Raw genomic sequence first — 26,709 nt, 5'->3', positions numbered from 1 at the left:
GACGGGGACGGTCACTCTCCACCATTGGACGACCGCCCCGCACATGGGCATCCCGTCCACGCCAGCGCTGTTATATAGCGACCGCCATGCTTGAAACCGTCGCCAAGGGCTTCCGCGCCGCCAAGAACCGCCTTGCGGGCAAGAGTGAGATCACCCCCGAGATGGTGGATGAGTCGCTGCGTGACATCCGCGTCTCCCTGTTGGAGGCCGACGTCGCCTTCGATGTGGTGAAGAAGTTCGTCGCGCGAGTGCGCGAGAAGGCCGTCGGAGAGGTCGTGCAGACGACCATCACGGACAAGGCTGGCCGCAAGCACCGCGTCAGTGCGGGCGACCACTTCGTGAAGATCTGCCACGACGAGCTCGAGGCCCTGATGGGTCCGGTGGACACGAGCCTCCAGCTCAAGCCCAAGGACCAGGTCAGCGGCATCATGATGGTGGGTCTGCAGGGGTCGGGTAAGACGACGACCACGGGCAAGCTCGCCAGCAAGCTGCTCAAGGAGGGGCGCAAACCCCTGCTGGTGGCGGCGGACATCTACCGTCCGGCGGCCGTGGACCAGCTCAAGGTACTGGGCGAGCGGCTGAAGGTGCCGGTGTACTTCGAGCCCAACGTGCCGCCGCCGGAGCTGGCGAAGCGCGGGTACGCCGCGGCGCGTGAGCAGAAGTGCGACGTGGTGCTCATCGACACCGCGGGCCGCCTGGCCATCGACGAGGCACTGATGACCGAGCTGGAGGCCATCAAGGGCAACGTCCGGCCGGACAACATCCTACTGGTGTGCGACGCGATGATTGGCCAGGACGCGGTGCGCACGGCGGCCGAGTTCGATCGGCGCCTGAGCCTGGACGGCTTCATCCTCACCAAGCTGGACGGTGACGCGCGTGGTGGCGCGGCGCTGTCCATCAAGGAGGTGACGGGCAAGCCCATCAAGTTCCTGGGCATGGGCGAGTCGATGGACAAGCTCGAGGAGTTCCGTCCGGACGGTCTGGCGAGCCGCATTCTTGGCTTCGGCGACATCGTGGGCCTGATGAAGGACTTCGAGGGGGTCGTCGACGAGAAGAAGGCGGCGGAGGACGCGCAGAAGCTGCTGTCGGGCAACTTCACGATGAAGGACTTCGTCGAGCAGATCCGCATGGTGCGGCGGATGGGCCCGCTGAAGGATCTGCTGGAGAAGTTCCCGCTCTTCGGCGAGCTGACCGAGCAGCTGAACCCGGACGAGAAGGAGCTGACGAAGATCGAGGCGATGTACGACTCGATGACGGAGCAGGAGCGCCTGCGTCCGAACCTCATCACCGACAGCCGGGTGAAGCGCATCTCGAAGGGTAGCGGCCGCAAGCCGGAGGAGGTGCGCGAGCTGCTGCAGAAGTTCGGGATGATGCAGCAGGTGATGGGGACGATCGGCCAGAACCCGGGCCTGCTGGGGCGGATCCCCGGCTTCCGGCAGATGGGTCAGCTGGCGCAGATGAAGAACATGGACATGTCGAGCATCTTCGGAAAGGACCCGAAGATGATGGAGAAGGCGATGGCCGGCATGGGCATGGGCGGGATGCCGATGCAGCTGCCGCAGATCGCCCCCGGCTACACGCCCCCGATGGGCCAGGCGGCCATGGCGAAGGCGCGCATGATGGGCTACGCCCCGCCCTCGGCCGCGGGCGCCAAGTCCGAGAACAAGGACGCCATCAAGGAGCGCCGCAAGCGCGAGAAGGAAAACAAGAAGAAGAACCGGAAGAAGAAGTAGCCGCCGCTCCGAAGAGGAGCGCTGCGGGACACGCGCCGCTCGGGGAGCCCACGGAGGGCCTCCTGGAGCGGCGCTGCTGTTTAAGGTCCATCCAGCGTCACGGACGGTGCGTCTCGACATCAGGACAGAGCGCTGAGGCCCGATTCCCGCTGTGGACGTAACTGAGGCATTCTCCGCGAGTCGTTTCGGGGACTTACGAGCGTGAGTCCTCCGGAACTCAGCAGCAGGAGCTTGGAATGAGCCCTGCACAGCGGAGCAGCATGCCAACCCTCAGACGCTATATCCCCCTGGTCCTCATCGGACTGGTCTCCGCATGCATCAACGTGCCGGAGATCGAGCCCGCTACTGATTCGGGAACGCCAACAAACACACAACCGGACGCGGGAGACCCGGGCGCAGGTGACGCTGGAGCGGTGGATGTGCCCGACTCGGGTACACAGCCGAGCGGTCTGACCGTCACGATCACCGCCCCTACTGGCCCCCTCTACACCAGCGGTTCCGCGTCCATCTCCGTCGATGTGCGAGGAGGAACGCCGGAACTGGTGCAGCTCTTCAAGGATGAGGTGGAGCTCGCAACGCTCTCCTCGCCCTATGCATACACCTGGAACACCACGACCGAGACCGAGGGCAATTACAAAATCACGGCTCGCGCAACCAAGTCAGGCCGCACGTTCACGAGCGCGCCCGTGACCATCATCGTCGACCGCGCCAATCTGCGTGTCTCCTCGCGTTCACCTACGCCCGGCTCGACCAATGTAGACTACAGCACGCCCATTCAAGTGGTCTTCACCAAGGCCGTGAAGGCGGCAACCGTCAGTGATGCCACCGTGGGCTTCGCTGTCTCTGGAGTGCTGGCTGAAAAGACGCTCTCGCTATCGAGCGACGGAAAGACGCTGACCATTACGCCCAAGGCAAGACCGCCTCTGCCCGCGACATTCTCGGTCAGCCTGAGTAGCAGCATTACCGATCTGGCCGGAAATGCGCTCGTGGGACCAGGCACACCGTGGAGCTTCGAGCTTCCCAACTGGTACGCATTTGGCGGACCGTTGAATGCGGTAGGAGGGCGCACCCTCCTGAAGGACACCGCCATGGTCCTCGATAGCCAGAGCAACCCTGTGGTCGCCTGGAGTGAAGAGCTCGCGACTGGCGGCAGGACATCCATTTTCGTCTACCGTTGGGATGGCAATGCCTTTACTCCGCTAGGCACTCCCCTGAATAGCACGCCATCTGGGTCCGCGTACAAACCAGCACTGGCGCTTGATGGCAACGGGAACCCTGTCGTTGCGTGGCAGGAATCAGACGGTTTCAACGAGAACATCTACGTCAAGCGCTGGAATGGGTCCACCTGGCAATCCATAGGAACAGGAGGCCTCTCCGCCGTGGACGACACTCGTCCCAACCCAACTCCGACACCGGCACGCAATCCATCCCTCGCGGTGCACGGAAATGAAATCTACGTTGCATGGGATGAAGTAAGCATTGATGAAATCACCGTGATCCATGTCCAGAAGTCAGTTGACGGTGGTGCATTCGTCGGCGTAGGCCCCAATGGAGGCATGATCAACGCTGTCTACGACTTCACGAACGGCTCCAAGCCTTCGCTCGTGTTGGACAGCAACGGTCAACCCATCGTGGCCTTCCACGAGCAGACTCTAAACGAAAGTCATATCGCGAACATCTACGTCATGCGATTCCAACCGAACGGCTCTTGGGCCTATGCCGTACCACCATTCTACGGTAACGATACGACTGGTTACGTATCAGGCGGACTCAGCGCATCCAGTGGAGATACGCCGGCCAAGGACTGCTCATTGAGCATTGACGCCCAGAACAATTTGTATCTGGCTTGGTCGGAAGAGACCCTCATAAATGGCCCGCAGGATATCCAAGTCTACCGTTCCACGGGTCCTCAATCCTGGGAGCGAATTGGGAGTCCTCTTAGCGCATTCGACGGCTTCAGCTTTGCCATTCAACCGCGCATTCAAGTGACTCCCTCTGGAAAGCTTTTCGTCACATGGATAGAGTTCGATGGGACCATTGAATCAACGCATCAAAATCTATTTGCCAGTCACTGGGACAATCAAACCTGGAACACCTTGACCACTCAAGACGGCATCAATGAGGGTCAAAACATCAATATACACCCCATGCTAGCAATCGACTTCTCCGGAAGACCCGTGATCGCCTGGCATAATGGCCATGTTATTGGCGGTGACTTCGCTGGGGACTACCTCTACGTACGCCGGTACAACAATTAGATTGGCCTCATCCAAAGTAGTGCAGTAACACTTCAGCCTTGCCGCTTTGGAACGACAAGCCCTCGGGAGAGGCGGCGCAGCACGCGCCGCTTCTGCCTTCGTTTGTAGAGTTTGTGAGCATTCTCCCCCTCCTCGTTTTGACGAGCAATCTCCTCGTCCATCACCTGGAACTCCACGAGCGTGAAAGCCGTCCGATTCTTACGCTCGCGAGAATCCTGATCGGGAGGCGGCAGGTACGCGTCCAATCGCAGAGGAACATCCACGACGAAGTTCAATGCTCGGTAGGAACTCCCGGAGAAGAGGTTCCGCGACTGCTCTTCTCTGGACTCATAATCGAGGTCCAGATGAAGTTGCTGCGCGTACTGCTGCAGGTGCGGGTTCTCCTCGAGCACGGATTTGAACGAGATGAGAGTGTTCTCCGTCTGCCCAGGGACGACGAAGTTGAAAGGGAACAGGTGCTGGGTCAGGAAATATACGACCGGAAGGATGTCAGCGCGCGTCTTCGTGATGATGCGGAAGCGGGTCCGGTCATAGATTTGCGCGGCCACGGTCTCCTTCTTGGCCAGCAGCTTGGTGATGAGTGACTCGCGCGTCTTGATGGAGTGGGCGAACTCGATGACGGGGAGTCCTTTGTCGCGAAGCAATTGCGCCACCCGCAGCACATTGGCGGTCACCATCTCGGACAAGTCCGCCTCGGAGACCGCCAACCGGTGAAGCAGGTCTCGCCCCTCGATGTGCTGGATGACATGCATCACCTTGAGCACGATGCAGGCAATGCGCCGATGCCTCGGCTGCCCCTTTGCACCCGATGCATAGAGGAAGAGATCGTGGATCTCCTCCGGGCTCGCCACGGCATCCGCGACGCGGTAATCGAAGGTTCGTCGCAGGTACTCGACCGCATCGGCGAGCACCGTACGCGCCCACGCCTCGTCGTGAGGCTGACGGGTGTCGACCTGACAGAGCCGAAGGAAGCGGTCAACCTCATCCCGGGCCTGGAAGTGCATCCGCCGCCAGTCGATGACCGAGCTACCCCGGAGAATGAGCCGGATGCGCTCCAGCTCGCGGAGACCCATGTCCGCCACGGTGCAAACGGGGATGTCGGGTAACTGTGGGATAGTGGGCTCGGCCTTCACGTCTGGGCTTCTAGCCGAGCCCGTACACGGAGGGAAGAGGCTCCGAGAAAACAGAGGGCCCTCGCCCGCTTGGGGAGGGCCCTCTGGAAGTCACCGAGCAGCAGTTCCGCTACTTCTCGGCAACCTGCTGATCATCACGGTATTGGGCCTGGCGAACGAGTTTGCCGTCCTCGGAGAACTCCTGAACGAGGCCGTTACGCCTACCGTTTGCGTACTCCTCGACGATGTGCGGCTTCCCGTTGGCGAAGTAGAGCACCCGCTTCCCGTGGTAGTTCTCGCGCTGGAACTCCGTACGACCCGTCACCTGACCCGCCTCGTTGTAGAAGGTCCACGAGCCGGAACGGAAGCCGTCAACGTACTGCCCCTCGGAGCGCTTCTGGCCATTGGGGAAGTACGAAGCATACGGACCATGCGGGATGAGCGTACCGTCCTTGGCGTCCACCTTACGGCAGAAGAGCCCATCGTCCGCATTGCCAAACTGCTTCGTTCCCGCAGGGCAGCTCAGCTTGTTGTTCACTGCCCCCTTGGTCGCCTGTCCCTCGGCAAGGGCAAGAGGTGCCACGAACACCAGCCCAAGAGCGAAGGTCTTCATCATCTTCGAAGGCAACATGAACTCTCCTTGTGAGAACGCCGGCATCGCCGTGCGTGCTGTTTAAATGACGCTACCCGACGGGTGAAATTCACACTGGAATTCCCATAGCCCAGGGGATTGGCGCATACGCCGCCGGTGGCGGCCATACCTAAAATGGTAGGGCCCTACCCAGCGAAGAACTGGATAGGGCCCCAAAGAACACTGGTCGTCAGCGAACCTGCAACCGATTCGACCTCAAGGCCTCAGTAGTTCGCCCGGTAGCAGAAGAAGTTGCCACCCGTAAAGTACACACCCGTCGAGAGGGTCTGGCTGTCAGCCGCAACGCAGAAGTTCAGGACGATATCCGCGCGCTCGCGGTTCGTACCCGTTACCGTGTAATTGCCCGCAGAAGCACTGATGATGTCGGTAGCGGACTTCGGGGAGCCATTCACCTGAACCCAGAACAAACCATTCAGCTGATCCTTGTCCTGCGGGAACGGCGTGTTGGAATACGCAGAGATCGTCACCTTCACGCGCTTGGGCGTGCCGGCACCGGCGCACCAAGTCGTGTCAGTCGTGGCGCTCGTCGTCACGGCCTTGAAGGTGATGGGGCCCGTCGTGCCCAGCTTGGTACGGTCAGTGAAGTTCTGGTAGTTGTCGCACGTCGGAGCAGGCACCGCAGCGCACGTGCTGCTGCTGCAGTACTCGCCGTAGTTGCAGGTGCTCTTGCCCTCGCCCGAGCAGGTCGAACCCGTGGTCGGCGCCTTGCACACGCCCGCCTGGCAGGTCTGACCCGAGGCGCAGTCAGCGTTCGTGGTGCAACCGCCCGCGGTCCCAGAGGGCACGCAGACCTTGTAGGCCGACGAGCACGTCAGATCGGCAGTCTCACGGCCGGTGTTGCACAGCGCGTCCGTGCTGCACTTGCAGATCTTCGGGGAGCTCGCGCTCGAGGTGTCCAGCGCCTCGCAGGTCTTGGCCGTGTCGGGGCAGTCCGCGCCAGCCGTACACGTCTGCACGCAGACCTTCGCGTTCGGGTGACAGATCTCGGACTCCAAGCAGTCCGTGTCCGCGGAGCACGTCAGGGTCTGCTCGTCCCCACCGCAACCCGTCAGCATCATGCCCACCGCGCCCAACACCGTGAGCATCAACGACATCTTACGAAGCTGCATTCTCTACTTCCTCCTGAATGGATACGTCGCTCGGAAGAGGGTTTCCGGCCCCACACTCCAGCCCCCCTCCGTCCCGCAGCGCGCGGCTTTAGTCCCGGCGCTCAAGACGTGTCAACCAATGTCGACACGAACTCATGACGCATCCTTCTTCAGGGAAATTCTGTCGCCTCGGGTCGGACAGTCACGCGATAGGATTGTGACCTGCGTGACTGTCCTTCTCCTTGACTATTAGAAGGTGAACGGGAAGTCGATCGAGTCGCCCTGCACCTTGTGCTTCGGGAAGGTCCAGCCCTTGATCAGCCCGGAAATGCAGGTCGCCATGTAAGTCGAGCGGAACTCAGAAGTCTGGCAAGACACGTTCTTCGTCTTCCCGTTCGTCTGGATGATCCAGCGCATCACCAGCTTGCCGCTCAGACCTGGATCCTTCTTCTTCTGCTCGTTCACGCACTTCACGATGGCCGGCTTGTTGGCCAACACCACCTGCATGATGTCCGACTGACCCAGCTTCTCGAGCGTCGCACCACCGCCAGGCTCCGGCGGGATGTAGGCCGTGGGCGCGTTGCGACCGGACGCACTCTCCGTCTTGCCGGGCTTCTTCGTCCCGAAGAGCTCATCGAACTCGTCGTCCGCATCACCCGACGGGCGCGCCGCCGGCTTGCTGGCGGTACTGCCGCGCGAAGCCGTGATCGTCTCCTCGTCATCGTCGTTCGACGCGGGACGGCTCGACGCGGGACGCGCGGTGCCACGCTTGGCGCCACCGCGATCCGGCACCTCCGCACGGGCCACCTGCTGAGGCTCGGAAGGCTTCACGGGCTCGGTCTGCGCGGGCTGCGTCGGGGCCGGCGGGTTCGCGGCCGGTGCCGTCCCAGGGTTCGCCGCCGCAACCGCCGGCGCGGGCGGCGGGGTCGTGGCGGGCTGAGCCGTCGCCGGCTGCGTCGCGGCCCCCGCGGGCGTGCCCGCGGTGTTCTGAGCCACCGCCGCCGGAGGAGGCGGCATGGGCGGCAGATCCGCCGGCTTCGGCTGGGCCGTCGCCGGCGCCTGCGCCACGGCCTGCTGCGTCGTCGCGGGCGGCGTCTCCGTCTGCCCCGAGGACTTCGTCGCGAAGTAGAACCCCGCGCCGCCGCCCACCAGCAGCACGCCCACGGCCACGCCGATGATCAACCCCATCTTGCCGCCCTGCTTCGGCGCCTGTGCGGCCGGCGGCGGATAGCCAGGGTACCCCGCCGGCGGCGCATACTGCGGCCCCGGGGGCGCGGCGTACGGCTGTGCATAGGCCTGCGGAGGCGGCTGCGCATAGGCCGGTGCCGGCGGAGGCGGCAGGTACGGCGACGCCGGGGCGGGCGGCTCGGCCATCATGGGGCTCGGCGCCGCCACGGGCGCGGACTCCGGCGGAGGCACGTCGAGCAGCCCCGAGACCACGGGCTTCGCCTTCTCCTCCACGGGCGCCTTGGCCGCTGGCTTCGTCAGCGCCTCGTTCTCCTCCTTCACCAGCGAGGCGAGCACGCTCGCGGCCGACGGCTTCCAGCCCGACTCCTGCGCGGACGGACCCACCGGTGCCGGCGTGTTGGCCTTCGCCCCCTTCGAGGGACCACCCGCGCTGAAGGCGGACTCCACCGGTCCGGAAGCCGCAGACGAGGAAGACGCCACCGGCGCCGGCTCCACGATGACCGCCTTGGTCGGACGCGGCGCCAACACCGACGCCAGCTCCGAGGCCTCCGAGAGCGGAATCCAGTCGCTGAAGCCCGCGCGCCAGCACAGGCTGTCCGGACCGACCTCGCCCTTCTCCCAGTGGTCCTTCACCTTCTCGAGCGACAGCGGGCCCACCTGCTTCTCGTCGATGGCGACGAACCACTCGTGCGCGGCCGCGGGCTTCGCGCTACCCGCCTCGGCCTCCGCCAGCTTGCGCACCGTCTCGCCCGCGTCGGACAGCGCCGACGCGTCCAGCTGGGCCGGGCCGTCTCCGACCGCCTCGCCCGCCGGAATCCTGTGAGATCCGGAGTTGAGCACCTGATCGAACACGGCGCCCAGCTCGTCATCCTCGACACCGCTGAAGATGCCGCCCTCGGGAGGCGTGCCCAGCGACGCGGGCAGCCCGAAGCTGTCGTTGTTCGATTGACCCTGTGACGTGGCCGTACCGTTGCCGTTGGCGGCCTCGGTCTCCTCGTCCTTCGCCGGCGCCGAGCCGGCTGGACGAACCACGATGTTGTAGCCGCACTTCTTGCAACGAACCTTGACGCCCTTCGCGCCAACCTTGTCGTCGCTGATCATGTACTGCGCGCGGCAGCTATCGCAGACGAAACGCATCGTTCCCCGCAAACCCTCAGAAATGACGGGAGAAAACCCGCCGGAATCGTAGAGGTGGCATCCGGGGGGGTCAAGGACGCGAACCCTGCCCGCCCGGCTGCTTCTTTCAACGTGTGGATCCCCGTTTCGGGTCTCCACTTGCCCTCAAGCCGCACATCTACTTCCTTACCTGCACCTCCACGTCCGTACCCACCGCGACACGCAGCTCGCGGAGCTCGTCGGACGTGGCGAACAGCAGCAGCTCCTTCAACTTCGCCTTCGGCACCACCCGGAAGGCCGAGCCCGTCTCCCCCATCACCATGCGCTTGACGGGTTCGCACTCGCTCGCGGCGAAGAGGCCGGCTCGCGCCGCCGTCAGCTCCGCCCCCTCCAGGTACTGGCGCACATCTGCGGGCGTGGCCGTGGGCAGGTAGACCCGTGCCACCTTGGCCAGGGCCGCACGACCCGGCTCGCCGATGCTCTTCTCCAACACCCGGCGCTCGGCGTCCACCATGCGCGGATCCACCGTGAAGCGCAGGTTGGGCACCACCAGGCTGAGCGCGGCCTGCACCACGGCCTCGAGCCGCTCCGGGGCCAGCCGCTGGCTGAAGGCCAGCTCCGGGCGCACCAGCGCGAGCGTCCGCCCGAGCAGGTAGTACGCCTCCTTCTGTCCCTGCTCCGCGAAGAAGCGCCCACCCGCGCGCACGCAGGCCGGGTGCGTCTGCAGCACCTCCACGTTCACGAGCGGATCCGGCGCCGGATCGTTGGAGCGCTTCGCCATGTTCTCGCGGCGGACCACCAGGTGCGGCGAGTACAGCTCCACCGCGTCCAGCCCGAAGAGGCGCGCCACGTACCGGTAGTGCTGCACGTGGTACTCCTGCGCGCTCGCCAGGTCGATGCGGTGCTTCTTCGGGACGATCTGGTAGTTCTGGTGAGGCACCGCGTACAGGTGCCCCACCTGCTCGAAGAGCAGCCCCATCAGCTCGGTGAACGGCCCGCGCAGCTTGGGGTGCAGCAGGTGCGTCTGCCACATCCGGTCCGGCAGCGGCCGCTGGGCCACTTCCTTGCGCTTCGCGTAGGGCCCCAGCTTGGTGAGGATCTCCTTCTCGTCATCCCCCGCCTCACCGAGCAGGCCCGACACCGCCTGCGCGGCCATCCACGCGCCGTCGTAGTCCTTGCGCAGCGCGGACAGGCGCACCAGCTGCGAGACCACCTTGCGCGCCTCGTTCGTGTTCGGCAGGGCGCGGCGGAGCGCGGCGATGGCCTCGTCCTCCTTGCCCGGAGAGGCCGCCGCCAGCTCGGCGTAGATCTCCTGCACCTGCGCGTCGTCCGGGAGGCCCTTGGCGACGACACCGTAGGCCGCCACCGCGCCCTCCTGGTTCTTGAGCACCTGGCGGTACAGGTCGCCCAGCGCCCGCCACAGCGCCATGCGCGCCCCGTGCGTGTCGGGCGTCTTCGGCATGCGCCCGAGCATCTTCGCGTAGTTCTCCTCCAGCGACTTCCACTGGCCCGCGCCGCCCAGCATCGCCTCGAGGGCACTGAAGGCCTCGACGAAGCGGTGGTCCAGGTCCAGCGCCGTGTTGAAGGCCACGGCCGCGCCCTCCACGTCGCGCAGCTCGTCCCGGCGCAGCTCGCCGAGCGCGAACCACACCCGCTTGGCCTTGTTCGGCTCGGCGGCCAGCGCGGGCAGCCTCAACATCCGCTCCAGCATGTCAGCGGCCTTCTGGCCCTGGCGCGTCTCGCGCAACAGCACGTAGAGCGCGTCCAGCACCTCGGGCGACTCCGGCTGCAGCTTGAGCGCCCCGGTGTACGCGTCGATGGCCTGGTACGGATCCTTCAGCTTCTCGCGCGCCAACTGGCCCAGCTCGAGGAAGACGCTCGCCTTCGCCTCGCCCTCCAGCACGTTGGCCAGCTGCAAGCGGTGGTCGGCGGCCCGCTCCCACTTGCCGGCCTTGTCCATCAGCGCCACCAACGCACGCAAGGACGCCTCGTGGTTGGAGTCGATGGCCAGCGCCTTCTCGAAGTGGTTCTGCGCGCGGTCCGCCTGGTTCAGCTTCGCGTAGATGTCACCCTGCTGCCAGTAGACCTCCACCACCTCCATGTCGGTGAGCTCTTCGCGGTGGTGGATGAGGATCGTCTGGAAGATGCGCAGCGCGTCCTCGTACCGCTTCGCGTGCACCAGCAGGTGGCCGTAGCCCTCGAGCGCCGGGAGGTAGGTGGCATCGAGGCCGTACGCCTTCTCGTAGGCATCGAGCGCCTTGTCGCGCTTGCCCAGCTTGTCCGCCACGTAGCCCTGCCGGTACAGCTGCCGGCAGAGATCCGCGGTGAGCGCGGGGTCCTTCTCCGCGATGGCCTTCTCCGCCATCTTGCGCACGACGATGTCGAGCATCCGCTCGGCCGTCACCCAGTCCTCGCGCGCGCTGTAGACGTCCGCGAGCGGACGCGCCGCCTCCAGGCTCTCCGGCGAGTACTTCAGGGCTTCCTCGAAGTAGGCCGTGGCCGTGTCCGGATCGCCCTTCGTCTCGGCGTTGTAGCGCGCCACCTCGAGCAGCGCGCGCGTCTTGGCCTCGCTGTCCTCGGTCTGCTGCGCCTCCTGGAGGAGCGTCTGCTCGTAGCCGCCCCAGTCCTTCTCCTGCTCCTGGATGCCCTTGAGGGCGCGGATGCTGGGCAGGTGGCCCGGGTCGATCGCGAGGGCCTGCTGGTAGCAAGACCGGGCGCTGCCCGTGTCCATCAGCATGTCCTCGTTCATCTTGCCCATGCGGAAGTGCAGCTCCACCGCGTCGGGCGCGTAGCCGGCGATCTGCGCCTCGCGCGCCAGCATCTCCAGGGCGAAGGGCCAGTTGCCGCTGCGCTCGTACAGCTTGCCGAGCGCGTGCAGCGCGGGCCGGCTCCCCGGATCCACCTCCAGCGCGTAGCTGTAGGTGTTCACCGCCCGGTCCACCTGCTTGAGCTGCTGGTGGTAGACGTTGCCGATCTCCACGTACAGCTCGGCCTGCTCCTGCGGCGACGTGGCCAGCTGCAGCTGCCGCTCGTAGGCCTGGACCAGGTCCTCCCACCGCCCCTGCATGCGCCGCAGGCGGATCAGCGCCTTGATGGCCTGCAGGTTCTGCGGATCGATGGCCAGCACGCCCTCGATGAAGGCGTCCGCGTTGGCCGGGTTCTGGTACTTGTCCTCCCAGATGCTCGCGCAGCGGAACAGCACGCGCACCCGCTCGCGGTAGTCGGTGATGACCTCGAGCATGCGCTCGTAGGTGGCGAGCAGCTCCGCCGGTTGATCCAGCCGCGTGTGCAACCGCTCCAGCGCATCCAGCGCCTCACGGTTGTACGGCTCGAACTCCAGCGCCTGCCGGTACGCGACCACCGCGGCCTCGTCATCGCCGATGTCGCGCTCGTAGACGCCCGCCACCTCCACCTGGATGCGCGCCCGCTCCTCCACCGTGGACGCCAAGTCTCGCGCCCGGAGCAGCGTGGCCGCCACGTCCGGCCACGACTTCTGGCGGCGGTAGAGGTCGGTGAGGACGCCCAGCGTCTCCGCGTCCGGCTCCAGGTCCAGCGCACGCAGCAGCGCGCCCGCGGCCTCCACCGGATCATCGTGGCGCTCGTCCCAGACGCGGGCGATCTCCCGCAGGATGGCCTTGCGCGCCTCGATGGAACCGGCGGCCTCGATCTTCTGCTCCAGCGCCACCACGTACTCGCGGTCGCGGCCACGCCGCTGGAACATCCCCGCCAGCCCGTCGAGCGCCGTGACGTTCGTCGGGTCGAACTCGAGGATCTTCCGCAGTGCGCCCTCGGCCGCCGTCGCGTCGTCCAGCTTCAGGTCGTGGACGCGCGCCAGCGTGGCGTACATCCGCTCGGCCAGCGGACCCCGAGGCAGATTGTCCGCCACCTCCTCGTAGACGGCGGCGAGCTCCTCGTGCGAGCCCGTCTCGTCGGCGAGCCGCTCCACTTCCTCGCGCAGCGTGTCGTCCGCCGCGTCGATCTGCAGCGCGCGGCAGAGCGCCAGGAAGGCCACGTCCTTCTGGCCGAGCCGCTGCTCCTGCACCCTCGCCAGCTCCTTGAGGGTGGCCAGCTTCTCCTCTTCGGTGACGAGGTGCGGCAGGTAGCGATCCACCACCTGCGCGTAGGCCCGCCAGTCGTTGTTCCCACGGTACAGCTCGCAGACGCGCTCGTAGGCCGTGCGGTTGGCGGGGTCGAGCTCCAGCACCTTCTCCAGCGCGCCAGCGGCCAGCTCGGGCTTGTTGCCCACGCCGGACCACAGGTCCGCCACCGCGAACCACGTGGCCACCGCCTGGTCACGCTCCTCGGCCTGCTGGTGCACCTGCACCTTCAGCTCGAGCGCGCGCACCGCGTCGTTGTAGGCCCGCAGCGAGAGGAAGAGCGCGTGCACGCGATCCAGATCCGCCACCGCGTGCGGCTCCACCTCCAGCGCGCGGCGGGCCGCGTCCAGGGCCTCCTCGCGACGGCTCACGCCCGCGAGCACCTCGGCCAGCCGCAGGCGCAGCGCCTTCACGCCCTCGGCCGAGTCCTGCAGCGGGACGAGCCGCCGCAAGACGCCCACCAGCTCCTCCGCCTGCCCCGTCTCCTCGTAGAGCTCGCGCAGGGTGTCCAGCACGCCCCGGTGCCGTGCGTCGCGCTCCAGCGCGGCCTTGAGGTAGGCCACCGCCGCCTCGGGCTGCTTCAGCAACCGGTACAGCACCCGGCCCAACCGCTCGTTGAGCCGCACCACCTCGCGCGGATCCAGCGTCTGCGCCAGCCGATCGGCCAGCAGCTTGCGCAGCTCCTCGTGGCGGCCCGACTTCTCGTAGAGGGACTCCAACGCGGTGAACGCCTGCTCGTTGCGCGCGTTCTTCGCCAGCAGCTCGCGGTACAGCTCGATGGAGCGGTCGATGTCCTCCAGCCCCTCGGCGGACACCTGCGCCATGCGCGTGAGGACGCGCTCGCGCTCCGGACCGGTGACGCGCTCGGCCTGCAGCTTGAGGATGTTGTACAGCTTGTCGTGCGCGCCGGCCGAGTCGTAGATGGTCTCCAGCAACCGCGCCGAGGCGAGGTGCCCGGGCTCCAGCGCCAGCACCTGCTCGAACGCGGAGGCCGCGCGGTCCATGTTGTCCAGCTTCTCCTGGACGAGCTGGCCCAGGCGGAACAGGAAGCCCACCTTGTCCGCCGTCTCCTCCGCCGTGGAGGCCAGCGCCTCCAGCACGTCGGCCAGCTCCGGCCACGCCTCCAGCGCGACGTACAGCCGATCCAGCGCGATCAGCGACTTCTGCTGCGACGTCGGATCCAGCGTGCGCGCGCGCTCGTAGTAGATGACGGCGCGCTCGGGCTCCTGCAGCCGCGACTCGAAGAGCTGGCCCAGCTTCAGGCACATCTCCGCCGCCTCGGACGCCTCCGCCACGCGCGGCAGGGACTCCTCGTAGACCACCACCAGCTCGTCGTACGAGCCGGCCGCGTCCGTGGCGTTCTCCAGCCGATGGCGCAGCTCGCCATCGTTCGGGTCCTCCTTGAAGGCCCGGAAGAGCGCCAGGAAGGTGAGCTCCGGCTCGCCCTGGCTCTCGCGCAGCGTGGCCAGCTCGCTCAGCAGCGTCTTGCGCTCGTGCGCGTCCGGCGACACGCCTACCCGCGTCTCGATGAGCGACGCGAGCCGCGCCACGTCACCGCTCGCCCGGAAGGCGCGCAGCAGTGTCTCCACCGCGAGCAGGTTCTGCGGCTCGCGGGCCACCAGCGCCTCCAGGCGGCCCACCGCGCCCGCGTGGTTGGGCTGCAGCGAGAGCACCTCGCCGTAGAGCGCCAGCGCTCCCGCCTTGTCCAGCAGCTTCGTCTCGCGCACCACCGCGAGGCGGAACTTCGGCTCCAGCCCCTCCTCCGGCGACACGAGCGCGATGCGGCGCGACAGCACGTCCGCCAGCTCCGGCCAGCGCTCCAGCTTCTGGCACAGGCCGTCCATCCGCGTCAGCGCGGCGGTGTCGTCCGGCTTCACGTCCAGCAGGCGCCGCAGGGTGGCCAGTGCGCCCAGCCCATCCTGCAGCTTCTCCTCCTGGAGCACGGCGATCTGCAGCAGCACGGAGGCGCGGCGGGCCGGCTCCTCGGCGCTCGCCAGCTGGCGGCGCAGCACCTCCAGCAGCTCCTGCGGCGTGCCCGAATCGGCCACCAGCCGCGCCACGCTGTCGAGCGCGTCCGTGTCCGTGGGCCGCAGCGTCAGCACCCTGCGCCACGAGGCCAACGCCTCGTCGTCCTCGCCCAGGCGCGCCTGCAGCTTCGCGAGCGCCCGGTACAGCTCGGCGCGGGCATTGTCCGACGCCCGGGGAGCGATCTCGGAGAGGACGGCCGCGAACTCCTCGGCGGCCCCCGCCTTGTCCACCAGCGAGAGGCACAGCTCGAGCGTACGCGCGTCATCCGGCTGCTCGCGCAGCGCGCGCGTGGCGGAGAGGAACGCCATCTCCGCGTTCTCCAGCGGGCCCGCGTACGTCTCCGCGATGCGGCGCAGCAGCGCCGCGCGCTCCTGGGGCACCGGCTCGGCGGAGATGCGCGACTCCAGCATCTGCACCTGCTTGAGGTGGTCTCCCACCGCCGCGAACACCGGCTCCAGCGCCAGGGCGGCCTGGCCGCGCAACGGGCTGTCCGAGCGTGCCATCTCCTCCAGCGCACCCACCGCGCCGGCGTGTCCGGCCCGGCGGCGCAGCACCTCCTGGAAGAGCGCCAGCGCTCCGCGCGGATCGTCCAGGCGGCTGAACTTCAGGCGGCCCAGGCGCACGCGCAGGTCACTCCCCTCCTCCTGGGCGTTGCGCGCGTCGGTGAGCTGGATCTCCCGCTCGATGTGCTGCGCCAGCTCCGGCCAGCGCTCCATCTGCGTCAGCACGCGGCCGAGCAGCTTGAGCGCGTTGGCGTCCTCGGGCCGGCGCTCGAGGATATCCCGGTACGTCTGCGCCGCGAGCGCCTTGTCGGAGAGCGTCTCCTCCGCGAGGTGCGCCAGCTCGAAGAGCACGTTCACCTGGGTGCTGACGGACGCCTCGGCCGCTACCTGCCGGCGCATCACCAGCGCCAGCTCGCGGTTCGCGCCCGTGCGACGGTGCACGCGGGCGATGGACTCCAACACCTGCTTGTTCTGCGGATCGCGCCGGCTGACCTCCTCCAGCGCGCGCACCGCCAGGTCGTAGCGCTTGAGGCGCCCGTCGTAGATGCCCGCGAGCCGCCGCCACAGATCGCCCGCCAGGGGCTCGGTGGCGCCGCGATCGAGCTGATCCTCGTACGCCGCCGCGACCTCCTCGAAGGAGCCGGAGTCGGCCGCGAGCCGCTCCAGGTCATCGAGCACGCCGTCGTCCTGCGGGGACTCGTTGAAGGCACGCAGGCGCGCGGCGAAGGCGAGCGACGTCTGCCCGAGCGCCTCGCGCAGGGTGGCGATCTCCTGGATGCGCTCCAGCTTCTGCGCGGGCACCGTGCCCGGCATCAGCACCTCCAGCACTTCCACCAGCTTCCGGGTGTCGTTGAGGCCGCGGTAGACGGGCTCCAACAACCGCGCCGCCTCCACCCGCTGCGCATCGACCTGGAGCATGCGCTCCAGACCGGCGACGGCCTGCGGATCTCCCGGGGCCAGCCCCATCAGCGCGCGGTACGCGCTCAGCGCCTCGGCGTGGCTGCCCTCCTTCTCCAGCAGCTGCGCCCGGCGCAGGATGAAGCCGCGGCGGGACTCGACGTCCGTGGCGAGCTCGGAGAGCTGGTGCAGCACGTCCGCCTGCTCCACGAAGCGCCGGGTCTTGGCGAACAGCTTGTCCAGCGCGAGCAGGCCGTCGGCCGCCTTGCGGATGGCCAGCGCCGAGCGCCACGTCTCGATCGCCTTCGCGTCATCGCCCGCGGCGGCGAAGGACTCGCCCGCCTTCACCAGCAGGGCGCGTCGCTCCTCGGGATCCTTGGCCAGCGTCGACTGGGTGGCGTAGACCTCGGAGAGGTTCTTGGCGTTCTGCCCCCGCTCGTACAGGCGCGACAGGGCCTCGAGCGCCTGCCGGTCCTGCGGCGCGTCCTCGAGGATCTTCTTCCAGACGCTGGTGGCCTCTTCCGTCTGGCCGAGCTGCTCGCGCAGCTCCGCGGACCGCCGCAGCAGCCCGACCGCCGACGCGTCACCCTCGGGCAGATCCGAGGCGGCCTCCTCGTACAGCTCGGCCAGCATCTCGTGCGAGCCCGTCTCGCGCGCGAGCCGCTCCAGCTCCGACTGCAAGCCCTCGCGATCCAACCCCAGCGAGAAGGACTTCACCGCCGCCATGAAGGCGAGCGACGGCTGCTGCATGTCCCGCTCGTAGATGCGGCGGATGTCCGCGGCGAGCTGCGCCTTCTCCGTGCTGAGCGCGGAGTCCATGCGCGCCTCGCGCAGCGCCACGCGGCGCTGGTGGTCTCCCAGCCGCGCCAGCACCGGATCCAACACCTCCAGCGCCCCCGCGCTCATCGGCACGGCGGCCTTCACCCACTCCTCGAGCGCCGAGCGCGAGCCGGGGTGGCCGGGGTCCTCGGAGAGGATGCCCTGGTAGAGCTGCAACGCCGCGTTGGGGTCGTCCAGCCGGGTGCGCAGCAGCTCGGCGAGGCGGAAGGAGACCTCACGGCCCTGCGGGCTCTGTCCCTCCTGCGTGCGCCGCAGGCCGAGCGCCCATGCCAGCTCCTTCGGATGATTGAGCTCGTTGTAGAGGCGATCCAGCGAAGTGGCGGCCTCGCGCTGGAGTGGCTCCCGCTCGGCGATGGCGCGCCACGCGGCGGCGGCGCTCTCCTTGTCGGACAGCTTCGACTCGTGCAGCAGGGCGGCCTCGCGCAGGTACGCGAGCTGCTCGGCCGGCTCGGCCGCGGCGGCGGCGAGCTTCTCCAGCACCTCGGCGAGCGCGGCCCACTCCTCGCCCGCGCGGTGCAGGCGCTGCAACGCGCGCAGGCAGTCGAGGTTGCCCGGCTCCAGCTGCAGCAGGGCGCGCAGCGACTTCACCGCGGCATCCCGATCGTCGAGCTTCTTCTCCTGGACCTCGGCCAGCTCGCGCAGGAGTCCGGCCCGGGCGGAACCCGTGCTCCCCTCCTCCGTCAGCTCGATGAGGATCTCCGCGAAGGCATCCAGCGAGTCCGCGTCCTCGGCGGCCTGGCGCGCGGCGGCGCGCAGGGGGAGATCCCCCGGAGCCAGGCGCAGGGCCCGGGCGAGCGAGGCGAAGGCCAGCTCGGGCTGGCGCAGCTGCGTCAGGTGCACCTGGGCGGCCTGGCGGAGCGCCAGCACCCGGGCTGCGTCATCACGCGCCACCTCGGCGAGCACGTCCAGCGCGGCCACCAGCTTGCGGTGATCCTTGGTGGCCTCGTAGGCGGGAATGAGGGCCCTCGCGGCCTCCTCGCGCGCGTTGCCATCGGCGAGCATCCCCTCGAGCGCGGCACGGGCATCCGTGTCGGAGGGGCGCTGGCGGAGGATGTCCGCGAAGCTGCGCACCACGTCCGTGCGGTCACCCGACGAGTCCTGCAGCACCTGCGAGCGCTTGAGCGTCAGCCGCGCCACGCGATCCAGGTCGCCCGCGTCCTCCGCGAGCGCGATCTGCCGCGCCAGCACCTCGCCCAGCTCGCGCTTGCGGCCGGCCTTCTCGTACAGGTCGGCCAGGCGAGGCAGGTGACGCACCTCGTCCGCGCCCGAGTGGATGGCGGCCTGGAGTGCCTCGGCGGCCTGCAACGGACGGCCCAGCTCGGCGTTGAGCTCCACGAGCTGCATCTGCAGCTCCACCTTCTCCGCCTTCGTGGCCGTCAGGATGAGCTTGCGCAGCAGCGCGTCCGCGTCCGCCGCGCGCCCCGCCTTGCCGTACAGCTTGATGAGCCGGCTGAGGACCTCGGGCGACTCGGGCACCCGCTGCAGCGCGACCTCCAGCGAGCTGATGGCCTCCGGGAGCGCCCCGGAGTCGTCGGCCAGCTTCGAGGCCTCGGAGAGCAACTGCACCGCGAGCGCCGGCGCCTCCGCCTCCGTGGCCAGCGCCTTCAGCACGCGCACCAGCTCGGCGTGGGCCGACAGGTCGTGCGCCAGACGCGCCGCCTCGGCGCGGTTCACCTCGTCCGCGGGGGCCTCGCGAATGGCCTTCATGCGCAGATCGAAGGCGGCCCGGCCGTCGGCGAGCTGCTTCTCGTGGATGCCGGCGATCTGCCCGTACAGCCGCTGGCGCACCGCCGCGTCCTGGGTGGCCTCGAGCTGCTGCAGCATCGCGGTCACCTGGCGCTGGTGGTCACCGTTGCGGCCGTAGTGACTGGCGAGCGCCTCGGCGATCTCCGCCGTGCGCACTCCAGCCGCCGCGAGCCGCTCGAGCCCGCCCAGCACCACGCCCGTGGAGACGTTCTCCGCGAGCAACTGCAGGAAGAGGCCCGCGGCCTCCTGCGGACGGTTCAGGCGCTCGGCGTACAGACGGGCCTGACGCCCCGCCCAGTCGGTGCGCTCCACCTGCGTCTCGGCCAGCTTCGCCAGCTTGCCGGCCAGCGCCGCGGCCTCCTCGAACTTCGACAGCGCCACGCACACCGCCTGCAGGCGCCGCACGGGACCAGCGTCCTCCGGGGAGAGCTTCACCAGCTCGCGCACCATCGGCTCCAGCTCCGCCGGAGACGCACCAGTGGCCTCGCGCCGGGCGATCTCCCCTTCCAGGCGCACCTTCGGATCATCCGCGAGCGCGGCGGCGCCCCGGAGCGACTTCACCGCCTCCTGCGCGGCGCTGTCACCCGGAGCGCGCGCGAGCACCTCCCGCCAGGCCGCCTCGGCGCCCGCGGGATCCGCCAGCGCGCCCTGCAGCAGCTGCGCGAGGTACCGCCAGAGCGGGAGGGACGCCTCGGGAGGGGCGACCTGGGCCGCCCGCCGCAGCGCCACCGCGAGCGCGGGCTCCGCGTGGGCCTTGCTCGCATGCTCCACCACGGCGTCCAGCAGCAGGGGCCGGGTGGGATCCAACGCCAGGGCGCGAGCCAGCACCTCGAAGGCGCCACGCGCGTTGTCCGCCTCCTCGTAGAGGAGCGCGAGTCCCTCGCAGAAGGCCACGCGCTCGGCGCGCGGGCGCGGGGCGAGCAGAGCCAGATCCAGCAGCGGCTCCAGCCCCTCGAAGTTCTCCTCCTCCGCCATCAGCCGGACGAGCTGGAAGGCCGCGAGCGCATTGGCCGGATCCACCTTGAGGGCCGCCTCGAGGTGCACCTTCGCCGCGTCACCGTCCTTCTGATGCAGGCAGAGGTCCGCCAGGCGCAGCCGCAGGGCCACCTGCGTCACGCGGTCCTTCACCGTGCCGAGGTAGCGCTCCAGCATGGCGAGCGCTTCCGCCCCACGGCCCTGCTCCAGCAGCAGCTCCGCGCCGAGGCTCGCCACGTCCGCGCGGGCCGGATCCACCGACACGGCCTTCTCGAAGGCGGCGAGCGCCCCGGCCGCGTCATTCAGCCGCGTGAGGCGCAGCGTGCCCAGCCGCAGCCACAGGTCCACCTGGGCGTTGCGCTCCCGGGCCTCGTTCGCCAGCGTCTCGATCCACGCCTGCGCCGGAGTGAAGTCCCCATTGCGCTCGGCCACGCGCTCGATGAGGTTGAGGGCCTCGGGCATGCCGGGCCACAGCAGGAAGCAGCGGTCCAGCGCCTCCTTCACCTTGTCCACCGCGGCCGGCTCGTACCAGGCGTGCAGCTTGGCCACCAGGAGGGACAGCCGCGCCGCGCTCTTGCGATCGCGCTCCTCCAGGGACATGCCGCGCAGCATGCGGGCACGCTCGCGCCACGCCTGCTCGAAGCGCTGCAGCGTCTGCGTGGCCTTCTCCGCCCGCGCGTTCCGCGGATCCAGCTCCCGCACCACGGCCAGCGCCTGCTGGGCGAGCACGTGCTCGGTGGGGTCCTCCACCAACCGCTCGGCGAAGGTGACGTACTCCTCCACCATCCCCTCACCACCGAGCGTGGCGCGCTCGCGCTCCAGCGACTCGAAGACGGGCTGGAAGCGCTCCTCGGACAGGAGCAGCTGGCGCGCGCGCTTGAAGGTGGCGCGCTCCGGCTTCACGCGAGCGGCCCGCTGCAAGCACAGCACCGCGCGATCGCGCCGGAACAGCTTCTGCTCGTGGAGGTTGGCCGCCTTCATGAAGGAGGATGCGGCCTCCTCCCCCTGCGTCATGGAGCCCAGCCGCTCCAGCACGTCGACGAGCCCGGCCATGTCCTGGCGCGCCTCGTAGACGGTCCTCAGCCCGCGCAACACGGGGCGCACGTCCTCGGCGATCAGCAGCGCGCGCCGCAGCAGCTCTTCCGAGCGGGCCGGGTTGCGCAACCGCTCGTAGGAGAGCTGTGCCGCGCGAACCAGTACCCGCGTCGCCTCGGCAGCGGGAGTCTCCCGCGCGCGTCCCTCGTAGAGACGGATGAGGTCCTCGACTCGGCCTGCCTTCTCGAGTGCGGCTTCCGCTTCGGCGAAAGGCCGGTCGGAAACGACACGCTCGGCGGGTCGACGGAGGTTCGGCTGGTCCATGTAAGGCGGGCCTCGCGAAAAGAAAGGGGGCGGAGAGCGGGACTCTACAGCCCGCTCACCACCCCCCGCAATCGCGCAAATCCCGCCAACTGTCGAGATTTATTGGCTTTCTTGCTCGTTTGCAGCAGGAGCGGACGAGCTGCCCTCGACACCCTGGGTGCCCTCGGCGCCCGTCTCGGCGGCCTCCTCGGCGGCCGCGGCGGCATCGGCGGGCCGCTTGGGGGGCGGCGTGGCCGGCAGGGCCTGGGCGCGCTGCACGCCCGCCTCATCTCCGAGCTTCTTGTACAGCTCGGTCGCCTTGTCCCTCAGCTGGAGCTCCTCCGCCAGGGCGGCGGCCTTCGGCAGGTGGCCGATCTGCTCGTACAGCCCCATGGCCTTCTCCTTGCGGCCGATCTCCTCGTAGAGCGTCGCCGCGGTGGCGGCCTCTCCGAGCAGCTCCAGCCACCGGGCGCGGCCGGCGGGCTTGTTCTCCGCCTCGGCGCGGGCCAGTTCCTTCTGGGCGAGCGCCTTGGCCTCCTCCTCCAGCTTCAGCCGCTGGAGGAAGTGGAAGGCCTTGGGCGGCGGCAGGGTGCCGAGCACGTCCACGGCCTCCTTGCCACGGCCGGCGTTCACCAGCAGGGTGGCGGCACCGAGCCGGTCTCCCCGCTCCACCAGGGCCTTCACCTCGAGGTCGCGGATGCGGTTGGCCGCCGCGAAGTCACGGGTGCGCTCGTACGCCTTGCGCGCCAGGGACAGCTTGCCCGCGCGCTCATAGGCGAGCGCCGCCTGGTCGAACTGACGGGCACGCTCGTACAGCCGGGCGACGTTCTCGAAGTCACCCTTGCCGATGTAGATCTCCATCAGCAGCTCGTAGGCACCCGCCTTCTCGAGCGTCTGCGCGAGCTGCTCCGGCGGCACCGTCGCCATGAGGCGGCGCGCGGCGTCGTTGTCCTTGCCCGCCAGCGCGTTGCGCAGCGCGCTCTTCACGTCCCCGCCGGCCTCGAAGAGCCGGGCGGCCTCGGCGAAGGAGTTGTTGCGCTCGTGCATGCGCGCCGCGTCGCGGGTGCGGCCCATCGTCTCGAGCTGCTTCGACTGCTCCTGCCAGTCGCCCGTCAGCTCGGGCAGCGGCTGCCGGCGCTCGCCCTCACGGCCCTCGCGGCCACCCTCACGCCGCTCGCCGCGCTCACCCCGCTCGCGACGCTCCCGGCGCTCACCCTCGCGGCCACCCTCACGGGCCTCGCGACCACCCTCACGCCGCTCGCCGCGCTCGCCGCGCTCACGACGATCGCGGCCCTCGCGACCACCCTCACGGCCCTCGCGACCACCCTCACGCCGCTCGCCGCGCTCACCCGCCGGCTTGGCGGCGGGCTCCTCACGCTCGGGCTGCGGCTCGCGGCCGCTCAGCGCGAAGGCCGCCGAGGCACGCTCCTGATCTCCGGCGGCGCGCCAGGCGCGGCCCACCAGGTACATGACGTCCACGTAGGCGGCGTACTTCTCCTTCACCGGATCCGCCGCCGGAGCCTGCGGAGCGGCGCCTTCCGCGGGTGCACCCGCGGCGGCCTGCTCCGGAGCGGCTGCCGGAGAGCCTTCGCTCGCCCCCGCGTCCGCCTGCGCCGGCTCGCTGGCCGCGGGAGCCTGCGTGGCCTCGGCCGCGGCACCGGCTTCGGCGGAGCCAGCCTCACCCGCGGGAGCGGCCGACGTCTCGGGCATGGGCGGCTTGACCTGACGCTGCACGCGCAGCAGCGTGGTGATGAGCCGGCCCTTGACGTTGAGCTCCAGCTCGTCGATCGACTTCACCCGCATGGACCGCAGCGAGCGGACGATCGCCTCGAGCGGCGCCTTCTGGGCCGCGAAGTCCGACTTGCCCAGCGCCTTCTCGAGGGTGCTCAGCTCGGCGATGACGCGCTGACCGGGGCCGACGGGCCCCTCGGCGCGATCCCGACCGCGGCCACGCCCGGGGCCATCACCCCGACCCCGACCTCCCCCATCGCGACCACCAAAACCACCACCCGGACCCTCTCGACGAGGACCCTGACCGGGGGCACCACCCTCCCGACCCCTCCCACCACGAGGCCCACCGCTTCCATTCTCCTGAGGCACGTGACTCTCCCGCTAGAACGCGTAGCGAAGGTTCGGCGTCACCGCGAACCCGAATGACTGAGACTTGACGAGGAACGACCCCGTCACCTCGATACCCACCGAGAAGTGACGAAGGCGTGTGTAGTACTCCAGACCCGGTCCCGCGAAAACCAGAATGTCGGGATCCGGGAGGAGCTGCTTGGGCCTGAACAAGGCATAACCAGCGCCGGCGCGGACGTAGATCCACGTGCGCTTGACCTCCTGGGCATCGGCGAAGCCCACCAGGTGCGCGCGCACCACGGCGCCGGGCACCAGCATGGAGAAGTCTCCGGAGGCCGTGCCGCCCGAGTTGCCCACGTAGTCCGAGCCGGCGCGATTGGAGGAGCCCAGCACGAAGAGGCCGAGCGACAGGCGCTCGCCAATGTCCACGCCCACCTCCACCTGGGCCATCTGCCCGGATGAGAAGGGACGAGGACCCTCGGAGGCGGGCGGATTGACGATGAACGAGGGGCCACCGAACACCGAGAAGTAGAGACCGCGCTCGATCTCATTGAAGGTCTCGGCTGGCCTGTCACCGGCGGCCTGCGCATTCGCAAGAGCGGGGATCGCCAGAGCAGCGCAAACGACGAAGGGGCGGAAGGCTTTCATACGGGGGCGGACGTTAGCCCAGGAGGGCGGAGACACCAGCGCCAAAAAGCAAGATGGGCGGCCCCGTCGAAACGGGAACCGCCCACCTGAACCTTTTCACTCAGCGGGAGGCTACCCGGCTACTCACCAGCCGCCTTGAAGAGGAACGGATAGGTGACGACCACCGAGCCACCGCCCTTGGGCTTGGGGAAGGACCAGGTGCGCACGCGGCCGGCCACGCACTGCTCCAGCTCCGAGTTGCCCGCGGTGGACTGGGCCACCGACGACGTCACCACGTTGCCCTCGGAGGCGATGGTGAAGCGGATGGACACCTTGCCGCCCAGCTTCGGGTAGCGGTTGAGCAGGCTCTCGTAGCAGAAGCGGATCTGCCCCTTGTTGCGCTGGATGACCTGGCGGATGAGCTCCTTGTCGAGCGAGCCCGACACCGTGGCGTCCTCGGCCGCGATGCCCACTTCCACGCTCTGCTTGCCGCCCAGTCCGCCCACGCCGGAGCCGTAGCCACCCATGCCACCGCCGCGGCCCTTGGTGCCGACCGCGCCGATGCCGATGGTCTCACCGCCACCCGCGCCACCGCCGCTGCCGCCGCGCAGACCGAGGCCGCCGAAGCCGCCACCGGCGCCCACCTTGGCGCCGAACATGTTGCCCATGGCGCCCTTCAGGTCGCCGCCCAGGCCGCCACCGCCGAAGAGGCTCGCGGCGCCGCCCTTACCACCGAAGATCTTCGCGGCCATGTTCTTGGCCACGGCCTTCTTGTCGGGCTTGGCCTGGTTGGAGTTCGGGGTGGCCTGCTTGACGACTTCCTTCTTCGTCTGCCCGTCGTCCTTCTTCTTGGCCTGCTTCTCGGCCTGCTTCTCGGCCTTCTGCTGGTTGAGCTTCTCGAGGAACTTGTTCTTCTGCGTCTCGGGCGGCTTGACGATGAGCTTGGCGATGCGCGCGTTGGTGCCCGCCAGCTCGTCCGCGTACTCATCGCCCGCGGCGGCATGGTTGGCCGCGGCGATGACGAACATCGCGCCGAGGAAGAACGTCAGCAGGAAGATGTTGAGGACGGTGAAGTCCACCGACTCGCCCAGCGGCGCGAAGGCCTTCTTGGGCACCGACTCGTAGAGGGCCTCGAGCGTCACGCCGCCCAGGTCCACCGAGATGAAGTCATCGTCCTTGAGGGTGAGCGCGTAGGCCTCGCCCTCGTGGTTGGCCTTGCCGGACTCGATGACGGCCTTGAGGTCCATCGTCTCGCCCTTGCGGGTGAGCTCGCCCTTCATCTTGCCGGTGAAGAGCACGGTGAAGGACTGGCCATCCGTGCGCACCACCTCGAAGCGCTCGCCGCCCAGCTTGGCGTCGCCCATGATGAAGTTGACGCCCTTGGCGCTGCCCACCGTGAAGGACTGCTTCTTGCCCGGCGGCAGGAAGAACTCGCCCACGCGCTGGTCGCCCCACATGAAGTGCAGGCCCAGACCGAGCGGACCGCTGCCCTTGCGAGCCACCCGGCGCACGCGCGGAACGGGCTCGGCGGCCGGGGCCTCGGCATGCGCCACGGGCGCGGCCACCGGCTGCGGCGCGGCCTTCTGCACGGGAGCGGGAGCCGGAGCGGCCACCGGCTGCGGCGCCACCGCCACGGGAGCGGGAGTCACCGTCGGCGCCGGGGTCGCGGCCTGCGCGAGGCCCGCGGCCAGCGGGCGCTCGGGCGCCGGAGCCACCGCGGCCGCGGCGGGGGCAACGGTGGCGGCTGCGGTCGCCAGGTTCACCGCGGCCACGGCGGCCGGGTTCTCCAGGCGGATGGTGGTGCCACCCACCTTGATCTCGTCTCCGAAGACCAGCTGGCCCTTGTTGACCCGCTTGCCGTTGACGTAGGTGCCCTCGACGCTGCCCATGTCGATGATGGACAGGCTGCCGTCGGCGGCGACCTCGATGACGGAGTGGATGCGGCTGACCTTCTCGTCCTCCAGGCACAGGTGTGCCGAGGCGAGACGGCCAATCTTGATGATGTCGCGCTCGAAGTCCTTCGCGGTGACGAGCGTGTCACCCTTGAAGACCTTGAGTGTCAGAGGCACGGGCATTGAAATTCCCCAGTTGGCTTTCGGCGATCTCTAGGACAACGCGTTCGTCGGTGGGTTCCCAACGATTTTCACAGCTCGCCCACCGACTGCATCACCTTGTCCTCGAAGTCCTCGCGAACACGGATGAGGTTGGAGTGCTGGACCTTCTTGCGCGCCTCGACGTACTCGCCGTCCGGCTTGGTGAGGTCGCCCTCGATGGTGTCGTCCTCGAAGTCGATGGTCTGCGGACCACCCTTCTGGGCCTTGCCACCACCGGCCGCCCTGCCGCCACCACTGTCGCCCGACCCACCCTCGTCCTGGGCGAAGGCCGGAGCCACCGCCAGCACCGCACACAGCATCAGGAGCTTCCTCATGACT

11 protein-coding genes are annotated in these 26,709 nt (G+C 68.6%); 2 read left to right on the top strand and 9 right to left on the bottom strand.

The genetic code is table 11. The features are described 5' to 3' along the window. Positions 1-86: 86 nt before the first annotated feature. Positions 87-1,733, top strand: coding sequence for a signal recognition particle protein (gene ffh, locus JRI60_RS19135; RefSeq protein WP_204227298.1), 1,647 nt, complete (start codon positions 87-89; stop codon positions 1,731-1,733). 236 nt (positions 1,734-1,969) lie between these two features. After that, positions 1,970-3,991 carry an Ig-like domain-containing protein gene (locus tag JRI60_RS19130; protein WP_204227297.1) on the top strand — a complete coding sequence of 674 codons (2,022 nt, stop codon included), beginning with the start codon at positions 1,970-1,972 and terminating at the stop codon, positions 3,989-3,991. A 32-nt stretch (positions 3,992-4,023) separates the two neighbouring features. Here JRI60_RS19130 and JRI60_RS19125 read toward each other — a convergent pair whose 3' ends face one another. The 9 genes from JRI60_RS19125 to cglF all read right to left on the bottom strand — a co-directional run bounded on the left by JRI60_RS19125 (position 4,024) and on the right by cglF (position 26,705). Further along, positions 4,024-5,064: a TIGR04552 family protein gene (locus tag JRI60_RS19125; protein WP_204229006.1), complete on the bottom strand. Its 1,041-nt coding sequence runs from the start codon at positions 5,062-5,064 to the stop codon at positions 4,024-4,026. A 169-nt stretch (positions 5,065-5,233) separates the two neighbouring features. Further along, positions 5,234-5,734 (bottom strand): toxin-antitoxin system YwqK family antitoxin, encoded by a 501-nt coding sequence (locus tag JRI60_RS19120; protein WP_204227296.1) that lies wholly within the window; start codon positions 5,732-5,734, stop codon positions 5,234-5,236. 224 nt (positions 5,735-5,958) lie between these two features. Continuing rightward, a complete protein-coding gene (locus JRI60_RS19115) occupies positions 5,959-6,864 on the bottom strand; it encodes a hypothetical protein (RefSeq protein ID WP_204227295.1) in 906 nt (301 codons plus the stop codon). A gap of 228 nt (positions 6,865-7,092) precedes the next feature. Further along, the gene (gene gltJ / locus JRI60_RS19110) at positions 7,093-9,168 is read right to left on the bottom strand and encodes an adventurous gliding motility protein GltJ (protein ID WP_204227294.1); all 2,076 of its coding nucleotides are present in this window, start codon (positions 9,166-9,168) and stop codon (positions 7,093-7,095) included. A 157-nt stretch (positions 9,169-9,325) separates the two neighbouring features. Then, positions 9,326-21,592, bottom strand: coding sequence for a tetratricopeptide repeat protein (locus tag JRI60_RS19105; RefSeq protein WP_204227293.1), 12,267 nt, complete (start codon positions 21,590-21,592; stop codon positions 9,326-9,328). Positions 21,593-21,691: 99 nt separating this feature from the next. Continuing rightward, complete coding sequence (locus tag JRI60_RS19100) at positions 21,692-23,374, bottom strand: DEAD/DEAH box helicase (RefSeq protein WP_239470608.1); 1,683 nt, start codon at positions 23,372-23,374, stop codon at positions 21,692-21,694. 309 nt (positions 23,375-23,683) lie between these two features. After that, positions 23,684-24,298 (bottom strand): adventurous gliding motility protein CglE, encoded by a 615-nt coding sequence (cglE, locus tag JRI60_RS19095; RefSeq protein WP_204227291.1) that lies wholly within the window; start codon positions 24,296-24,298, stop codon positions 23,684-23,686. Between the two features lie 119 nt (positions 24,299-24,417). After that, a complete protein-coding gene (gltG, locus tag JRI60_RS19090) occupies positions 24,418-26,352 on the bottom strand; it encodes an adventurous gliding motility protein GltG (protein ID WP_204227290.1) in 1,935 nt (644 codons plus the stop codon). Between the two features lie 68 nt (positions 26,353-26,420). Beyond that, complete coding sequence (cglF, locus tag JRI60_RS19085; RefSeq protein WP_204227289.1) at positions 26,421-26,705, bottom strand: adventurous gliding motility protein CglF; 285 nt, start codon at positions 26,703-26,705, stop codon at positions 26,421-26,423. Between the last annotated feature and the right edge of the window lie 4 nt (positions 26,706-26,709).

This window comes from Archangium violaceum, assembly GCF_016887565.1.
GTDB classification, from domain to species: Bacteria; Myxococcota; Myxococcia; order Myxococcales; family Myxococcaceae; genus Archangium; species Archangium violaceum_B.
This window is presented reverse-complemented; position numbering and strand designations above follow the sequence as displayed.

What these genes read in the sequence shown, in the direction of transcription:
- JRI60_RS19125 (WP_204229006.1), bottom strand. Translation starts at nt 5,064, where the DNA reads ATGGGTCTCCGCGAGCTGGAGCGCATCCGGCTCATTCTCCGGGGTAGC.
- JRI60_RS19115 (WP_204227295.1), bottom strand. Translation starts at nt 6,864, where the DNA reads ATGCAGCTTCGTAAGATGTCGTTGATGCTCACGGTGTTGGGCGCGGTG.
- cglE (WP_204227291.1), bottom strand. Translation starts at nt 24,298, where the DNA reads ATGAAAGCCTTCCGCCCCTTCGTCGTTTGCGCTGCTCTGGCGATCCCC.
- gltJ (WP_204227294.1), bottom strand. Translation starts at nt 9,168, where the DNA reads ATGCGTTTCGTCTGCGATAGCTGCCGCGCGCAGTACATGATCAGCGAC.
- gltG (WP_204227290.1), bottom strand. Translation starts at nt 26,352, where the DNA reads ATGCCCGTGCCTCTGACACTCAAGGTCTTCAAGGGTGACACGCTCGTC.
- cglF (WP_204227289.1), bottom strand. Translation starts at nt 26,705, where the DNA reads ATGAGGAAGCTCCTGATGCTGTGTGCGGTGCTGGCGGTGGCTCCGGCC.
- JRI60_RS19120 (WP_204227296.1), bottom strand. Translation starts at nt 5,734, where the DNA reads ATGTTGCCTTCGAAGATGATGAAGACCTTCGCTCTTGGGCTGGTGTTC.
- JRI60_RS19105 (WP_204227293.1), bottom strand. Translation starts at nt 21,592, where the DNA reads ATGGACCAGCCGAACCTCCGTCGACCCGCCGAGCGTGTCGTTTCCGAC.
- JRI60_RS19130 (WP_204227297.1), top strand. Translation starts at nt 1,970, where the DNA reads ATGAGCCCTGCACAGCGGAGCAGCATGCCAACCCTCAGACGCTATATC.
- ffh (WP_204227298.1), top strand. Translation starts at nt 87, where the DNA reads ATGCTTGAAACCGTCGCCAAGGGCTTCCGCGCCGCCAAGAACCGCCTT.
- JRI60_RS19100 (WP_239470608.1), bottom strand. Translation starts at nt 23,374, where the DNA reads ATGCGGGTGAAGTCGATCGACGAGCTGGAGCTCAACGTCAAGGGCCGG.